Here is a 17,173-nt window from a genome sequence, read left to right on the forward strand (position 1 = left end):
CGCTGACGGCCCAGCTCGGACGTGATCGAGCCGAACAGCTCTGGGTCGCGCGCTGAGAGAGACTGGGTGAAAAAACCTTGAGTGCGTTGCGGGGCGTTCACTTTGAAACCTCCTAAAAGGGTTAGCCGGTCCAGCCAAGGCCAGCGGAAATAGCGTTCATCGATTGCAGCAGGGGAACAGGAACCGATCCTGCCTGAGGCTCGGTTCGAGCTTGTCGCAGCAATTCGACCTGCAGCGCGTGAATGCGGGCCAGTTCAGCCCGTTTGCGATCAAACCGCTCGCACAGGCGAGGGAAACGGTGTCCGATAGTTTGTCCTCCCGTCAGAAATTGCACTGCACTGCAGGCGCTATCGTATTCCGCTTTGATTGACTGAAAGACGATTTGTCGGGTGTTCTCACCGTGCACTAGTTCGCCGTATTGTGCGGCGATGCCCATATCCGCCTGATAGAGCGATTTCTCCATCTCATCGACGGCAAGGCGGAACAGCCGGGAGTGCTGAAACATATCCTGCAGCACTTCATCACCGCGCGCGCCACGAAATTTGCGGAAGCTGGCCATTGCGGCCCCAAAACCATACCAGCCCGTGATCAGGTGGCGGTTCTGCGACCAGGCAAAAACCCATGGAATGGCGCGCAGATCATCCAGACTGGCCGCGCCAAAGCGACGTGCCGGACGAGATCCTATTTTCAGGCGGGCTAATTCCTCGACCGGGCTGGCCTGCTGGAAATAGTCCAGAAAGCCTGGCATCTTCAAAAGCGAGACATAGGCTGTCTGTGACAGTTCCGACAGAGCATCCAGCGCGTCGTCGAACTCGGGTCGGGCCAGGGTTTCGCCGGGATTGGCGGTATGACGCAACGTGCTTGAGAGGAGCAATTCCAGATGGGCCGCGGCTGTTCCGCGGTTGGCGTATCTGGTCGAAACAACTTCGCCCTGTTCAGTTACGCGCAAGCGCCCGGCAATTGTTCCGCTGGGCTGCGCAGCAATCGCCCGCCCAGTGGGAGCGCCGCCCCGACTGACTGAGCCGCCGCGTCCATGGAAAAACGTGACCTTGAAACCTTGCGAAGCCAGTGCCGTCACGATGCGACGTTGGGCGCGCTCCAGCTCCCATGTTGAGCAGAAATACCCGCCATCCTTGCCGCTGTCCGAATACCCCAGCATCACTTCGATTTCATTTCCAACGGTTTTGAGGCTGCGGCGGGCAAGCGGCACTGCCAAAACGTCCAGCAGGATCGCAGGGGCATTGCGAAGATCTGCAATCGTTTCGAATAATGGCACCACCGAGATATCCAATGTCTCGGACCCGAAACCGGAATAGCGGGCCAGCAGGTACACACCGAGAATATCATCGGCAGACCGGGTCATGGACAGGATAAATGGCCCAATTGCCTTGGGGTCCGGCCCCGAGCGAACACTATGAACAAGCGCTAAAAGCGCCAGCATTTCCTGCGCCTGATCGCTCAGCGCCTCGCGGTTTTGATAGGGCAGGTTTTGATCTGCCAGCTCTGATCGCAGACGGGCAGACCAGTCGGGCGTGCCATATTCCGGAGCATGTCCGGATTGTGACCAAAGTTCCGTCAGAACGTCATTCGTGACGGTTGAATTCTGACGAATATCCAGGGTTGTGGTTCGGAACCCGAAAACCGCAGCGGCGCGGCACAGCGGACGGATATGCCTCTGTGCCAGGACGTCGGCGTTGACCGCGCACAAAGCCGCATCAAGTGCCCCAAGATCGCTTACGAATTGTGAGATGTGATCGTAGCCGCCATCGGTCAGCCGATAGCGAATGGCATTGAGAGCCTGCCGGAACGGTTCGTTTCGATTGCGATCGTCGTCCGGTGTCCGGTCGATAATTTCTTGTACACGTGCACGGTTTGGCTCAGGAAGCGGCAATATGAGCGCGCTGATGCTCAACCGGCTTGCAGCTTGATCGATGGCCTGACGATAAAGATCCTGAACCGTTTCACGGCCGCGTTGCAGGGCCAGTGCGGTCATCTCGGTTGTGACATTCGGATTGCCATCCCGGTCGCCGCCAATCCAGCTGTGAAAGCGAATGTTGGGTGTTTTGGCTAGAGTCTGACCCAACACATGCAGGCAGGCCTGATCGAACCGATCCATGACCTGCGGGACGGCGTCAAAGATTGCATCCCGGAAGAATTGCAACCCCCACTCGATCTCGTCGCGCAAGCTTGGGCGTGACAGGCGAAGTTCGCCTGTCAGCCACAAAAGATCAATCTCGCCTTCCAGACCATTCAGCAATTCGGTGCGTTCGGTCGGGGTCCATCGTTGCACTTCAAGACTGACAAGATTGCGGTAGATCCGCCGGTGAATTTCCAAAACGGTGACCCGCTTGGCCTCGGTCGGGTGCGCGGTTAGGGTGGGACCGGCGCATAGGTCAGCCGTCAGTTTTTTTGTCTGGCTGTCCGTTAATTGCAGTTCAGACAACACCTCAGCAAACCCGCCTTCGACCGCTTCCGCGCCGCTTAGGGTCTCGGTAAGGCGCCGGTCCCGGACATGGGCGTTTTCATCAATGATGCGTAACAGTTGGAACCAGATCGATAGGGCTTGCAGATACGGAGTTGCCTCGAGCCCTGTAGGGATGGGTTGCAACGGCATGGCCTCGGCCCATGTCGCCACATGCGGCGCCCGCTTCGACAGAATATTCCGCCACAACGCCCGCAGTTCCGAGCGCAATTCCTCGGCATAGCCCGAAGGGTCCGGGGTGGACGGAATATTGCGGGCCAGCGCTTGCATCAGATCACCTGGTCCCGCGGGGTGCGACCTGCGAAGAAGTCGGCCAGATTGTCGAGTACGCGAAAGCCCATGGCCTCGCGCGATTCTTTTGTGGCGCTACCCAGATGGGGTAGCATCACCAGGTTGTCGCATTGCAACAGATCCGGGCTAATGCGAGGTTCGCCATCGAACACGTCCAAAGCAGCCCCACCGATCGTGTCGAACATCAGCGACTGCACAAGCGCATGCTCATCCACGACCTCACCGCGCGCAGTGTTGATGAGGAAGGCGTTGGGCTTCATCAGATCCATTCTGCGCCCGTTGATCAGGTGCCGGTTTGCGGCCCCACCCGGGCAGTGCAGTGAGACGAAATCGCTGTGCGGCAGCAGATCGTCCACGGTATCGACCTGAGTTGCGTTGAACTGTTTCAATACCTCAGGCGAGACAGTGCTGCGGTTCTGCACAAGAATTTTCATGCCAAACCCATGGTGCGCGCGACGGGCCATTTCCTGACCGATGCGGCCAAAACCGATGATGCCCAGAGTCTTGCCGCTGACCTTGGTGCCGACCAGATGGGTCGGACGCCAGCCGGTCCAGCCGCCCGCGCGCAGCTCACGTTCGCCTTGGCCGGCGCGGCGGGCTACCATCAGCAGCAATGTCATGGCCAGATCAGCCGTGCATTCGGACAAGACATCAGGCGTATTGGTTACGGTCATACCAAGGCTGCGCGCAGCGGGTTCACAGATATGGCTGTAACCAACTCCATAATTGGCGAGGATTTTGGTTTGCGCCGCAGATACGTCCAGCGCCTCGGCGCTGAGCGTGTCGGTGACCGTGGGCAGAACCGCGTCATAGCGTTTCAACGCATCGCGGATCTCGGCAGGGGACAATGGTTTGTCCCCGATGTTGAGTACGGTGTTGTAGTTTTCGGCCAGTTGCGCCTCGACGGCGGCGGGCCAGCGACGGGTGACAAGGACCGAAGGTTTGACCATCACGCAGCCTCTCCCATGACGCGGGCGATGGTCTCGCCAATTACCGCAGGGTTTTCAGCAACAGTCACACCCGCCGCCGATAGGATTTCGACCTTTTCCGAGGCGCTTTCGCCAAATGCCGAGATGATCGCCCCGGCATGACCCATGGTCCTGCCTTTAGGTGCGGTCAGACCGGCGACATAGGCCACGACGGGTTTGGTGACGTGGTCTCGGATATACTCGGCCGCCTCGGCTTCCTGAGGGCCGCCGATTTCGCCGATCATGGCGATGACCTCGGTGTCCTCATCCTGTTCGAACCGCTCAAGGATATCGCGGAATGACGAGCCGTTGATCGGGTCGCCACCGATACCGACGCTGGTTGAGACGCCAATGCCACGCTCCTTCAGCTGCGCCGCGGCTTCATAGCCCAGCGTGCCCGAACGACCGATGATGCCGACATTGCCCGGCAGGTAGATATGGCCCGGCATAATCCCCAGCAGGGCCTTGCCAGGGCTGATGGTTCCAGCACAGTTCGGGCCGGTCAGCACCATGCGATTGTCCTTGGGATAGCGATACATATAGCGTTTGACGCGGATCATGTCCTGCGCCGGGATGCCGTCGGTTATGCAAACGCAATAACGGATACCGGCATCTGCGGCCTCCATGATCGAATCCGCCGCAAACGGGGGCGGCACGAAGACAAGGCTGGCCTCTGCGCCGGTGGCTGTGACCGCTTGTTTGACAGTGTCGAAGACAGGCACGCCTTCTACGATTTCGCCGCCCTTGCCAGGGACGACACCGCCAACAACATTGGTGCCGTATTCCAACATATCCTTGGTGTGAAAGCGTGCCATACGTCCAGTGATGCCCTGAACAATAACGCGGGTGTCGCGGTCCAGAAGAATGCTCATTACACAGCCCTCATCTTGGTGTTTTGGGTCAAATCGTTTTGCCATGCACCAACGGCGCGTTCGGCAGCTTCCATCAATGTTGTTGCACGAATAATCGGCAGGCCGGACTTGGCGAGTATTTTCTGACCTTCTTCAACATTCGTCCCGGCAAGGCGCACGATGACTGGGATGTCGATATCCAGTTCCTTCAGAGCCTGCACGACGCCTTCGGCAACCCAGTCGCAGCGGTTGATGCCGGCGAAAATGTTGACCAGAACCGCTTGGACGTTCTTGTCGGACAGTACCAATCGGAAAGCTTTGGCAACACGTTCTGGTGACGCGCCGCCTCCGATATCGAGGAAGTTTGCAGGCTCTCCCCCGGCCAGCTTGATCGTGTCCATCGTCGCCATGGCCAGACCGGCACCATTCACGATGCAGCCGATATTGCCGTCCAGCCCGACATAAGACAGGCCACGATCCGCCGCGCGGCTTTCACGGGGGTCTTCCTGGCTTTTGTCGCGAAGCTCCGCGACCTGCGGGTGGCGGAACAAGGCGTTGTCATCAAAGCTCATCTTGGCGTCCAGCGCCAACACGCGATCGTCACCGGTGATGACGAGCGGATTGATTTCAACCATGGTCGCGTCCAGCTTGTTGAAAGCGGCGTAACACCCTTGGAGGGTGCGGACCATGTTTTGGATCAGACGGGGCTCCAGTCCCAGATTGAAGGCAATCTCGCGCGCCTGAAACTCCTGCAGACCTACCGCAGGTTCGACGATGGAGCGGACAATGCTTTCAGGGCGTTCTGCGGAAATATCCTCGATCTCCATTCCGCCCTCGGACGAGGCGACGATCATCACGCGTTGGCTTGAGCGGTCGAGCACAAAACCCAGATAGATTTCCCGATCGATCGGAACGGCAGATTCGACATAGACGCGATAGATGCCTTTGCCATCGGGTCCGGTCTGATGCGTCACCAGCTTGCGGCCAAACATCTCGTCACAGGCTGCGTATATTTCGCTTTCCGAATTACACAGCTTTACGCCCCCAGCTTTGCCGCGGCCACCTGCGTGAACCTGTGCCTTTACAATCCACTTGTCGCCGCCCAGCTCACGTGCACGATAGGCAGCTTGTTCGGGGCTGTAGGCCAAGGCCCCCGAAGGGACCTCGACGCCGAAATTCGAAAGAAGTTCTTTCGCCTGATATTCGTGGATATCCATCTGCATTTCCTCCCGTTTATGCAGCGATAGATGTGCCGTAGCGGCTTTCCAGAAGCGCTTCGATCGCTTCGAGATTCACCGAACCACCCATCTCGCGGATTGCTTCGGTAAACAAATGCACGATGCGGCCGATCGACTGATGATTCAGTTGGTTCAGGATGCCGATGCGGACCTGAACAGGGGCGCTGAGGGTTGGCCAGATGCCAAAGCCGCGGGCCCGGCAATTCTGCACCAGCTCCATTTCGCGGCCTGCAAGTTCAGCGGGCAGGTTCAGCACCACAAGGCTGGACATGTCCGAGGTGACCTCGCAGCCCATCGCAATGACGGCATCGCGCAGCACGGCCTCATGCGTCTTGTATGCATGTGCGCGCTTCGCCAGCCCCTCCTGCAGGGTCAGGCGTAACGATTCATGAAAGGCCGCGACGGCATAGCCCGAATGTGTTCGGTGATATGTGCCTTTTTCAACATCCTGGCCATCGACGATGCCCCAGTGGCGGGCCTCGAAAATGGGATTGTGAACATAGCTGTAGGCACCCGTTGCTTTCAGGCTGTCGATATATGCATCGGTAAAGCTGACGGGAGCATAGGTAAGCGGCAAGCAGCACAGGCCCTTTTGCGGACAAGAGGCCCAGCCCGCGATGCCCGGATAATCATCAACCCGGAAATCTTCGACACCCAAAGACGAAACGGCGTCGATCAGTCCCATTGCACCATGGCGCTCGCAGGCATCCGAGAAGCCGCGCAAATCATTGATGCGTCCTGATCCCGTTTCCCAATGAGCCATAAACGCCCATTTGGGCTTGTGTTCAGCCAGTGCGGCTTCGACCAAGTCACCGGTCACCGACTGACCATGCGGCACGTCGATGATCGTGACACTGGCGGCCTGCGGATCCAAGGGGTTGGCAGCATGTTCGTCCGGTGTCGCTGCCTTGATCCGAAGGGTCATTGTATCGATGCCCGAAAAGGTCCCGTTGTTGAACGCAACAACCGTGTCACCGGGCATGACAGCCGAGAACATGGTGTCCAAAGCGCTCCAACCAGTGCCCGCGACCGCAAAGGTGTATATGTTCGTGGTGCCCCAGATTTCGCGCAGCATGTGCTTGCATTCGATCATGCCGCGCAAAACGTCGCCCTGCATGTGATCCGCAACTCCGGCGCTGGAAAAGGCCTGTAGAACGCGCGCGTCTGTATTGCCCGGCCCGGGGCCTGCGGCCAGCGTCTCGGGGATTTCGAGCGTTGGATAAATCTGGAAAGTCATTGCGATCCTCCTTGATCGTTGGGGTGGTCAACCACGCCCAGACATCTCGTTGTGGATCAGGAAAGCCTTGCTTGCGTCATCGCGCAACGTAACTTACTACTGCTTTAGGACTTCTAATGGGATGGGGAAAAACCTACCCGTATTGGCAAGAATACCGAAGTATACCAAGTTTTGCCCTATACGAATGGGTAGTTTATTGAGGATTTGGATGTAAAATCAATGACAGAGCCTTCACAACAACCGATTGACGTCATGCTTGCCGACAACAATCCGCTGGTCTTATCGGCCATGTCAGAGATTTTTGAACGTGATCCGCGATTCTCTTTGGTCGCCACATCGGCGACTGCTGAAGGGTTCCTGGGCGCGGTCATGAGAGTTCCGGTCCAGGTGTGTGTGATCTCCTGGAGCTTGCCGGTTCTTGGCGCGGCCAAATTGATCGAGGTTTTGCGAGAACAGGAAGGCGCGCCCCGTTTTGTCATTTACGGCGATGATGTCGGAGATGTTCCGCGCCTTGCAATGCAGGCAGGAGCTGCGGGATTCTCATCCCGGTCAGGTGAAGTTGAAGCGTTGCTGGAAACCTGCGCGGACGTGGCTGCTGGCAAGATGGTGTTTCCGTTCATCGATGTCCGCCAGATGCAACAGAATCCGATCCACAGCCTGTCGCGGAAAGAGCGCGCGATTCTGGAAGCTCTAGCCAAGGGCATGTCCAACCGCGAGTTGTCCAAAGAGCTTCAGATATCGACCAATACCGTGAAATTTCACCTGTCAAACATTTACGAAAAACTATCGGTTAAAAATAGGACGCAGGCCATCGCGTATTACTATTCGTCTAATGCGGCCTCGCATTAGATAGATTTGCCCAAATGCTCCAATGGTGTGGTCATTCTGTTGGTCGCGTGATCGGCCTTTCTTAGGAACCCGTGGGGAATTGGGTGGCGGTTTCGGAAAAGCTCTGATCGACGGCGACGGTCGCAATGCAAACCCGAACCTGTTCTTCGATAGCTCTGCGCGCGAAAGAGGTCGCGGCTGTGTCCGACGCGAAGGCATCGTAGATTACAGTTGGTTGAGCTTCGATACTATATCGAGTTGGAAACAGAAACACGTCAATCTCACCATAAAAATGCTGTTTTTTTTCGCCATATAGCGGGCCGTCCCATCTGATTTTGTCTTTGGCGACGGCGTCTTTGATCGCGGTCAGGTCTTGCTCCAGAGGGCCGGTCCGGCCAGGATCATTTCGACATCAACCCAGAGAGAGTGCAGAGATCCGGCTGTTTCAAGAAAATCGTACAGCCCTTTCTCGCGGGACAGGTTGCTTAGAAGCCCGAACCCGCAAATGGCCAGGAGACCGCAGGCTGGTCTGTGTTTGGGGGCGAAAAACGCGTTTTCGGCGACGTGCCATTTTGATTGCTTCGGTAAGCGTTCGGGCGCCAAACAAGGTCAGAAAAGTCGGAACATAGGCCATAATGGCGTCTGTTTCACGATGAGCATCCAATAGGGTCAGTTCGGTGCAGTAAGGTGCTGATCCAGTTTCTTCAGGCCAGAAGTAAGGAGCCAAGTTCAGGATGGATGATTTGGCTTTAGCAATATGGTTCCCCAACTTCCGCGCCTGCTTCAGGGCGGTTCTATGGGGTTCACATGCTCGCTTGAAAGTTGCAATGGCTCTGGGCCCGCTAGGCCAGATTTTGTCCTTCACGGGCGTGATGACTGAACAACAGCTTGTTTGATTGGACATCGGACAGAAAATCAGCAGTGCGCCCAGACAGCGCGCGATAAAAGGACAGAAGACCGGGTTCGATTTCTTTGGCAATGTCGATGCAGTTTTGGCGCAGCTCATCGGTGCGCTCCAGCGGTTCACGCGCACGTATGGCCGACAAAAGTTGAGCATGCGCATCGCGTAAGTTCTGGAATGCCTCGCTGTCGAGCATGTCCTGATCGCCAATCAATATGTAAACGGGCTCCAGGTTCTTTTTTCCTTTCAGGTCCACAAACCCAGCTTCCAACATCGCCAACTCTTGTTTGCCTAGAATGTAAACTGAATTCGAAACCAAGATGTCATAGTCGACATGTCGGCAGCTTTGTTCGATCCTGGCGGCGACGTTCACCACATCTCCGATCACAGTATAATTGAACCGCCGCCGCGACCCGATATTGCCCACACAGGCCTGTCCTGTCGCGCAGCCAGTAGCCAGCGCAATGGGTGGCCGTTCGCGCATGATTTCGGACCTATTGAACTGTGCCAATGCACCGCGCATCATCAAGGCTGCCCGTGCAGCGCGACAGGGATGATTTTCGACCGGAAGCGGAGCGTTCCAGAACGCCATGACTGCGTCGCCGATGAATTTGTCGATTGTGCCTCGCTCGTGCAAAATCTGATCTCCGACCTGTGAAAACAGCTCATTCAGAATGGCGACGAGCTCCGTGGCCGAAACCGACTCGGATAACGGGGTAAATCCACGGATGTCGGCGAACATGACGGTGATCTCTTGTGTTTCTCCACCAAGGACCAACTGATGGTCCGAGCCTTCCATTTCATCCAAAATTTCAGGAGCGACATAGTGAGAAAAGATCTTTCGGATCGCTCTTTTCTCTCGCTCGGTCGAAATGAATAGATATCCGGCCAACAGCCCGAAATTCGCCATCCCACCAGCAAGTGGGAAGGTTGCGTCAAATAATACGAGTTGATTTTGAAAGGCCATCCAGCTGATCAGCACAACTACGGCTGCAGATACGCCACCCGCAATGAAGGATGCGACCGCACCAAAGCTGGACATGACGGCGACGACCACTAACCCCAGTAAGACGAATGAGACCAACTCAAGCGCAGCGGTCACATCGGATCGGCTGAGCATTTCGCCCGTTAGGACCTGTTCAAGTAACTGCGCGTGGATCGAGACGCCGGGCACGGATTCTCCGAGCGAGGTCTGGTGCATATCAAACAGACCCGCCGCAGAGGTGCCAACAAGAATAATCTGGTTTTCGATCCGGGACCGCAGCGCAGGATCATCCGGATTCGTCATAACGTCATTGGCAGAAACATACAGTTCAGGCCGGTCTCGCCTGTACCGGATCCAGACTTCGCCGTTCTGAGTTGTTGGCAATCGAAAATCGCCCAGTTCAAGCGCCAGCATGACACCGGATTCATCGGACGCGCCCTCGGCGAAAAGGACTGTTTCCCCCAAGGCCACCCTAAGGGCCTCAATTCCCAGGCTTGGCAGGGCGCCATCCGGTCCCCCCCAAAGTACCGGGACCCGGCGGACCACACCGGTCCCACCAAGTGGTGAGACATTCACGCCCCCAATGCCTGTTGCATCTGAATAAAGTGGCGGAGCAGGAGGGGTCCAATGCGGAACCTGGACGAGCCCTGAGGTCGGAGACTCACCGATCTCGATGATCCCCGCCTTGGATATGACGGGCTGACCATCATCGGCTACACGGGCCGCTACACCCAGAACAACCGGCCATTTGGCGATTTCGGCTCCGAAAAAAACATCGTTGTCCAGGTTTTGGGCGTCTTCATCTACCGAGAGCACCTTGGCCAACGCAGGGTCTTCCAATAATCGAGCAGGCGAATAGCGGTCGGGTTCGACAAACAGCATGTCAAAAGCGATGACCGCAGCGCCATTTTGGCCGAGGTTTTCAACCATCTGAGCCATGAGATTGCGCGGCCACGGCCATTGCCCCCAGTTGGCTAGTGACTGTTCGTCTATGTCGACAACACGGATTGGCAGGTCGGGGGTGTAATCGCGTGGGGCCATGCGCTGAAGGATGTCGAAATATATCAGCCGAGTCATGCGCACGGGAAACGGATCTATGACCCTGACAAAGCATCCAAACAGGATCAGGCACAAACCCACAAGGCGAAAACCCCTGCGGCGAGTGCTCCGTTCTTTCGACTTAACCGTCACGGTTGCCTCCGAAGACAGTGGTCGCTTTCACTGCCCGACATTACCGATTACCCATATCAGCCGATGCTCAGTTAACAGGTCTATTCGGTTTCGTATCCGGCGCTGCACCGCCTTCAATACTGGGCGCCTCGACGGGTGCAGATGCTACCGAAGCCTTCACCGCTTGCCGCTGCGGGGGCGCTGAGCGGGGCTCGGGAGCGTCGGATTTTTCGATGGGCTGCACTGGTGCAGATTCTCCGGCGCAGCCTTCGATATTCACGCGCAGCGGACTCAGAAGCCGTTCTTGAGATTGAATGAACGGAAATCCATTTTTCACTGCTTCGTCGTACTGTGCCTGATCGGCCGGGCGGCCCACCTTGCCTTTTTGACTGGTGGCAAACAGGCTGCATTGACGTCCAGTTGATCTGCAGCCGCCTTTCAGGCCGCACATCTGCACGGTGCCTTCCAGCACCAGCATCGAGCTTTGGGTGCCAGGCACAACCCACATGTCGAATATGGTCCCACGCACAGCCATTGTCGCAGTGGGGGTCTGGATGGAATAGGCACGTTTTCTGCTGTTGCCCGAGATGAAACGAAAGCTTCCACCCAAGGCCTGAACGGCAAAATTCTTGGCCTTCTTCTTGTTTCGCAACATGGTCACATCCAGCGCCATCTTTGCATTAGGCCCTATCGCGATCTTCGTTTCGTCAACAAAGATCAGCTGAACTACCCCTCTGCTGTCTGTGGATATGGAATCACCCGAGGCAACTTCCATGCCTTCAAGCAGTGGCCGGGAATTCCCGGCTCGGGTAATTTCTGCGCCTTGTTTGACGCTTACGACAGTACCAATGTTGGCCAGGATCTGCGACGGCAGTATCAAAACACAACAGGAAACACACAACACTCTTAACCAGACCAAACTAATTATCCCTTCCCCAAGGTTATTCCAGAGCGCAATGCGCCCGCTGCCCGGTCTGTGCCTCGTGGAATTTATTTCTTTGTATTATTTGTAAAAAATCTAAGCAAATATGCCTTAATGCCTATGTGTTTGGCAAGTTTTCTATGAAGCTGGAGAAAATTCCCACCTAATTGGGCTGACCCAGAGCTTCGGTAACTCTCTGTTTGTACATTGCCGGCGTCTTGGACAGGGCCCTTTTCAAATCAGTGTTTCGTTGGGCCGTCGCTCGCTTTCCCAGCCGACGTCTCTTGGGTCTGATCGCCTTATGGAAGGCCCGGCAGACACGCATTGCGGGTGACGTTTCGCGGCTGCCTTTGATCAAGCCCGAAAGCCATAGACATCATGGATTTGACTTTTTGAAGATTTTTTCACGAGGTCCCTTGTATTTCTTGGCGCTTATCGAATACACCGGCCAGCGGAGACGTGGCCGAGTGGTCGAAGGCGCTCCCCTGCTAAGGGAGTAGGCCCGGAAGGGTCTCGAGGGTTCGAATCCCTTCGTCTCCGCCACCAAATCTTCATATGATGTTTTTTGTGATGGCTTACACGTTTTGAAGGCTTTACCCGCCACATCCGCCAAGAAATAACGTGATCGGAAGGTCGGGTGTTCCGTTTCCAGCACTCAATGACCCGGCCCTTCGAAATACACGCGGGACGCGGTGGGTGCGAAGCTTGCTCTCGTGATCGACCATTGGTGCCTGGATTGTTGGCAAATCCGCTTATACCACCGAAACCGGTACCGTTGGTGTTGCAAGAGCCGGCACTACCGGGGTGTTTCTGAATTCGGATGACTGTTCGGTATGAGGCTGCTGGCGCTCGAAAGGTTGACCACCGGTAAAGTTGATTCAGCGGACAGGTCCTATTTGCCGATTTGACTGCCTTGGAACAGACTGCGGATTATCCGCTCAGCTCCAAACTGGCCAATGGAAAACTCTGCAGAATTCTACCCGTCCATTCCTTTGGGGCGGCGCAAAGGGCTGTGGACAGACCGTCAGCTAAGGCTGCATTGGGTGCGGAAATGGAAACAGTGTGGTTGCTTGGGCTTGGGCCAAATGGGTTCAGGATATGGCCGTGGTCGCCAGGCAAGAGCGTGCCTGCAACCGATGATGTGGCTACTGAGCGTTCTCGTAAAGTGATCTTCTTGAGGACTGTATTATTGTGACCCGCAAGGCCGACCCGCCAGTCTTGCCCGTCACCTCGCTGACCCATTGCCGCGATTTCTCCCATGTTAACCAGAACATCGCGTAAGCCAAAGGACCGTAACAGCGCCGCAATGCGATCGGTGATTGCGCCTTGTGCGATACCGTTCAATGTCAAGGCTGAGACACCGGGCTCCGGCAGCTGGATCGCATCAGCGTCATATCGGACTCGGTGCCAGCCGACAGTTTCTTGGGCGGCAGTCAATTCAGATGCGCTGGCGCGCGCGGCCATCGCCCTCCAGACGGGTTGTATTGTGGGGTCAAAAGCCCCGTCTGATGCACTGTGAAGGGTCGAACACTGGCTCAGTACATTCAACAGTTCGGGGGCTGGTTGCTGCAGCAATCCGCTTCGGTTCAGCTCTGAAATCTGTGACTGCGATCGATACAGACTAAAGATACCTTCCAGCCGGTTCAGTTCAGCTTCGATTGATGTCAGCAGGGGCGCCGCCTCTGCCTCAGAAAGGCCAACAAGGTCAAGGCTGGCCCTGGCCCCCAGCGCGATGCCACGCCAATGCGCGACTGGTGCGCCAGATGCGGCCGCCGGTAGCGCGGCGCATGCCGCAGACATGATCAGAAAACGACGTCGGGACAAACGGCTCATGCTGGTGTCTCCAGTTTCAGGTCCAGATCGACGGGGCCAAGCACTTCGGCGTCGGGTATGTCAGTCAGGGGCAAAGCGGACCCTCCGTACAGGATGATGAAGCTGTCCGCATCGGTCGGGTCTGCAAAGGGCACGACCTCGCGCGCGCCCATGCCGCCGGCGACATTGGCCCCGACGACGAAAGTCGCACCTTCGGCATTGATCCAGTTGGATTGACCTGGTTGATGCCAACTTGGGGCGGTTCCCATATCGCTGACATAGATTGCAACAATGGCTGCCTCGCGTTCGGGGCTTTTGAGATAGGCAACCATGTCGCGAACCTGCGCAAAAAACAGTGGTGTGGGATAGCCGTCGAGGTGAATCTGTCCTTTTGGACCGCCATGTTCAGCAATATTCATCTGGCAAAAAAAGCTGAGTGCGTCTGGCGTCAGATCGACCGGGTCAGGCGCGGCAATCTGTTCTTCCTTACAGGCAGTCAGGGCGAGTAGAGCAATCAGGAAAAGACGCTTCATGGCTCGACCCTTCGGAACGCGAGCCGGGCAAGTGCAAGGCCTAGCAGGGGCCAGATCAGCAAAGACAACGGGGCGGCCCAGACGGGCAGAGCCTGCGCAGCGCCGGTCATGCCGGATGCCATCGCGACGCCCTCGGTTGCGGCGATATTCCACAGACGGAAAGCGTCGGCCGGGTTGGCCACCATCACCCATGGAAAGACGGATTGAGTGAAGGTGCCGCCCTTGTCCATGACGACGGCCCCCAACAGGCCCAGATCATAGAGGACGACAAAAACCAGCCAGAGCCCGGCCGACAGACCTGCTGCCGCCGTGGCCCCCTTTGCCAGGGCGGACAGCAAGTATCCCAATGCCAGAAACACGGCGCCCAGCACGATCGAAGTGAGGATAAGACGGACCAGAGCCAACAGGCTTTCTGGACCGGCGCCACCGAACCATGCTGCCACCGCGCCAGCCGTGCCAAAGCCGATGGTCATCGCAAAGGCAAGCGCCGACAAATGGGCGGTGAATTTTCCCAACAGGATTTCTCCGCGCCCGGCGGGATAGGACAAGAGCAGCGATAAGCTGCCCCGGTCCACATCGCCTGCGATGGCGTCAAAGGCAATCATCAGTGCCAGTAGGGGGGCAAGATAGACCGACAGCGTCGTCATCGAGGCAACCGAGACAGTCAGCATATCTACGCCAAGCGTGCCTGTGGGTGCACTGCCTGCAAAGGTAAGTGCCAGCGCGAATAACACCATGATCAGTGTCGCCATCAGCAGCCAGCGGTTGCGGCGCAAGATCAACATTTCAGTGCGGGTGATGGCGAGGAAGCGGGTCATGGCCTCTTCTCCTGTGCATAGTAGCGATAGAGATCTTCCAGCTTGGGAGGTGTCATTTCCACATCTGCCACCGCATCGCCCAATCCGGCGATCCGGCGCAGGGCCTCCATCTTGTCGTCGACGGTGCAGAGCAACTCAACGGACGCGCCATTGATCCGGCTGCCGCCCAGTTTGGCGGCCAAGGCGTCAGGGTTAGAGCTGGCGCGCACCTTCAGGCGGATTGGCAGACCCGCCAACGCCGAAAGGTTGTTTAACGTGTCATCGGCCACCATCCGGCCCCCGCGCATGATTGCGATCCGGTCTGTGCGGGCCTCGACCTCAGTCAGGGCATGCGATGCGATCAGGACGGCGGTGCCTTTTGCGGCCAGTTCGTCGATGATGGCGTACAGATCCTGCCGAGAAATCGGGTCCAGTCCGCTTGTCGGCTCGTCCAGCAATGCCACTTTCGGCTGGCCCAGCAGCACTTGCGCCAATCCCAGACGTTGCCGCATCCCCTTGGAGTAGGTCCCGATCCGTCGGTCCAGCGCGTCGCTGAGGCCAACACGTTCCAGCAGGCCGGGCACATCGGCCTTGGATCCCGAGAGCTGCGCGAACAGAGTCAGCTGTTCCCGGCCCGTAAGCGCCGGGTGGAAGGACACCGCTTCGGGCAAATACGCCGTATCCCGTCGCGCCTGCGCACTGCCAGGAGTGGCGTTTCCGATCCGAATGGCTCCGCCCTCAATCGGGATCAGGCCAAGGATGGATTTGATCAGGGTCGATTTGCCGGCGCCGTTATGGCCCAGTAGCGCCACGCGCTGACCAGGGGCAAGAGACAGGGTGATGTCGTCAAGAACGCGGGTTTTGCCTCGGTCCTTACAGACGTTGTTTATCGTCAGGGCCTTATCCGTCATGAGGCACCTTTTTCATAGCTGGGGGTTCAGGGGCTTGCATCAATGGGTTGCTGTCCATCACACCCCCCGGCAACAGCGCCGGGAAGGCCGATTGTGACCAGCGCACCAGTTGCACGGCGGGGGAGCCGAGCAGCAGTTTGGCTGCGGGTTGGGTCCACAGCACATGGTCCATCGAGTCATTGGGGCGATAAGGGGCATCAGCGACGCCGTTGCCATCCACATCATAGGCGGCGAAATCGGACCAGTAATTGCCGCGCCCATCTTCAGACCACTCGACCCACTTGGTCGAAACGTATTTCACCTGAGTCCGGTTTCCGACAAAGGCATTGCCGACGATATGGTTACGTTCTGACCCAGCAGTGAAGTGAATGCCGATGCCGCAACCCTCGAACCAGTTGTCGGTGAATTCGTTCTTGTTCGAGTTATACAGGAAGGTGCATTTCTCCTTTGCACCCTTAACGACGTTCCCAGAAATCACGCTCTTGTTGGCGTAGTTCAGCATCACACCATGTTCGCGATCATCAATCGACACATTGCCGGTGACTTTGACATTGGTCGTGAACATCACCGCATAGCCCAGATCATTGCCGATCGAGACGTTATCGCTGACCACCGAGTCGTCGGCATACATGTAGTGCACCGCGAACCGCAGATCGCGGAACAGGTTTCCAGTAAAGGTGTTCTTCTTGGACGAGTTCACAAAGATCCCATCGCGCCCGTACCGGATATCATTGTCTTCGACCCGCGCACCCGGTGCGTTCCAGACATAGACGCCGTTGCCGCGGTCATTCATCCGCTTGTCCTGACGCCCTTCGATCCGGTTGCCGCGCACGACGCTGTCCTTGGCGCCGTGGATGTCGATGCCATAGAGATTGCCCAGCAACACATTGCCTTCGATCACCGGCGCATGGGCCGTTTTGACCAGCTGAATGCCACTGTCGATCCCATCATGGCTCGAGCCCGAACCAATCACTGTCAGACCGCGTACGGTCACGCCCGGTCCGGTCACGGTGATGACGCTGCCGACGCCTTGTCCGTCAATGGTGGCCTGCCCCTGCCCGTCAATAATGACGGGCCGGTCCAGAACCAATGTCTCAGAGTAGACACCGGGGCTCAGGCGAAGGGTGTCTCCATCCGCCGCCTGCGCCAGTGTTTCATTGATGGCCCCCGCCCGGTTGGGCACATCCCAATCCGCCGCCCAAAGGGGCGAGCCGAGCAGGAGCGTTATGAGCAGGGGCCAACGCATG

13 protein-coding genes and 1 tRNA gene are annotated in these 17,173 nt (G+C 57.3%); 2 read left to right on the forward strand and 12 right to left on the reverse strand.

Translation table 11 applies throughout. The features are described 5' to 3' along the window. Positions 1–121: 121 nt before the first annotated feature. Genes AC2FJW_RS09485 through AC2FJW_RS09505 form a run of 5 tightly spaced genes read right to left on the reverse strand, consistent with a single transcriptional unit; the run spans position 122 to position 7,067 of the window. Complete coding sequence (locus AC2FJW_RS09485) at positions 122–2,752, reverse strand: phosphoenolpyruvate carboxylase (RefSeq protein ID WP_496749953.1); 2,631 nt, start codon at positions 2,750–2,752, stop codon at positions 122–124. Further along, a complete protein-coding gene (locus tag AC2FJW_RS09490) occupies positions 2,752–3,723 on the reverse strand; it encodes a 2-hydroxyacid dehydrogenase (RefSeq protein WP_496749954.1) in 972 nt (323 codons plus the stop codon). The genes AC2FJW_RS09485 and AC2FJW_RS09490 overlap by 1 nt, the downstream gene beginning before the upstream one ends. Next, positions 3,723–4,613 carry a succinate--CoA ligase subunit alpha gene (gene sucD, locus AC2FJW_RS09495; RefSeq protein WP_281972634.1) on the reverse strand — a complete coding sequence of 297 codons (891 nt, stop codon included), beginning with the start codon at positions 4,611–4,613 and terminating at the stop codon, positions 3,723–3,725. Before sucD ends, AC2FJW_RS09490 begins: the two co-directional genes overlap by 1 nt. Then, on the reverse strand, positions 4,613–5,809 hold the full coding sequence (locus tag AC2FJW_RS09500) for a malate--CoA ligase subunit beta (protein WP_496693072.1): 1,197 nt from the start codon (positions 5,807–5,809) through the stop codon (positions 4,613–4,615). Before AC2FJW_RS09500 ends, sucD begins: the two co-directional genes overlap by 1 nt. Positions 5,810–5,825: 16 nt before the next feature. Next, positions 5,826–7,067, reverse strand: a complete 1,242-nt coding sequence (locus tag AC2FJW_RS09505) for a pyridoxal-phosphate-dependent aminotransferase family protein (protein WP_496749955.1) — start codon at positions 7,065–7,067, stop codon at positions 5,826–5,828. 219 nt (positions 7,068–7,286) lie between these two features. Here AC2FJW_RS09505 and AC2FJW_RS09510 point away from each other — a divergent pair, with 219 nt between their 5' ends. Next, complete coding sequence (locus tag AC2FJW_RS09510; RefSeq protein ID WP_246097171.1) at positions 7,287–7,916, forward strand: response regulator transcription factor; 630 nt, start codon at positions 7,287–7,289, stop codon at positions 7,914–7,916. A gap of 821 nt (positions 7,917–8,737) precedes the next feature. Here the strand turns inward: AC2FJW_RS09510 and AC2FJW_RS09515 are convergent. Further along, entirely contained in the window at positions 8,738–10,858 is a 2,121-nt protein-coding gene (locus tag AC2FJW_RS09515) for a CHASE2 domain-containing protein (RefSeq protein WP_496749956.1), read from the reverse strand. Between the two features lie 181 nt (positions 10,859–11,039). Next, a complete protein-coding gene (locus tag AC2FJW_RS09520) occupies positions 11,040–11,726 on the reverse strand; it encodes a FecR family protein (RefSeq protein WP_496750125.1) in 687 nt (228 codons plus the stop codon). A 600-nt stretch (positions 11,727–12,326) separates the two neighbouring features. Between AC2FJW_RS09520 and AC2FJW_RS09525 the strand changes: the two genes are divergently transcribed. Beyond that, positions 12,327–12,416 (forward strand) — tRNA-Ser (locus AC2FJW_RS09525). A 387-nt stretch (positions 12,417–12,803) separates the two neighbouring features. On the opposite strand, the gene AC2FJW_RS09530 is transcribed toward AC2FJW_RS09525, so the two are convergent. From AC2FJW_RS09530 to AC2FJW_RS09550, 5 genes are read right to left on the reverse strand one after another with little or no spacing between them, the layout of a single operon-like run. After that, positions 12,804–13,706 (reverse strand): FAD:protein FMN transferase, encoded by a 903-nt coding sequence (locus AC2FJW_RS09530; protein WP_496749957.1) that lies wholly within the window; start codon positions 13,704–13,706, stop codon positions 12,804–12,806. Beyond that, positions 13,703–14,218 carry a nitrous oxide reductase accessory protein NosL gene (locus AC2FJW_RS09535; protein WP_142635212.1) on the reverse strand — a complete coding sequence of 172 codons (516 nt, stop codon included), beginning with the start codon at positions 14,216–14,218 and terminating at the stop codon, positions 13,703–13,705. Before AC2FJW_RS09535 ends, AC2FJW_RS09530 begins: the two co-directional genes overlap by 4 nt. Continuing rightward, a complete protein-coding gene (locus tag AC2FJW_RS09540) occupies positions 14,215–15,036 on the reverse strand; it encodes an ABC transporter permease (RefSeq protein ID WP_271948643.1) in 822 nt (273 codons plus the stop codon). The genes AC2FJW_RS09535 and AC2FJW_RS09540 overlap by 4 nt, the downstream gene beginning before the upstream one ends. Continuing rightward, entirely contained in the window at positions 15,033–15,926 is an 894-nt protein-coding gene (locus AC2FJW_RS09545; RefSeq protein WP_271948641.1) for an ABC transporter ATP-binding protein, read from the reverse strand. The genes AC2FJW_RS09540 and AC2FJW_RS09545 overlap by 4 nt, the downstream gene beginning before the upstream one ends. Beyond that, positions 15,916–17,172: a nitrous oxide reductase family maturation protein NosD gene (locus AC2FJW_RS09550; RefSeq protein ID WP_496749958.1), complete on the reverse strand. Its 1,257-nt coding sequence runs from the start codon at positions 17,170–17,172 to the stop codon at positions 15,916–15,918. The genes AC2FJW_RS09545 and AC2FJW_RS09550 overlap by 11 nt, the downstream gene beginning before the upstream one ends. Between the last annotated feature and the right edge of the window lies 1 nt (position 17,173).

It is taken from the genome of Ruegeria sp. CDSA020 (assembly GCF_059612345.1).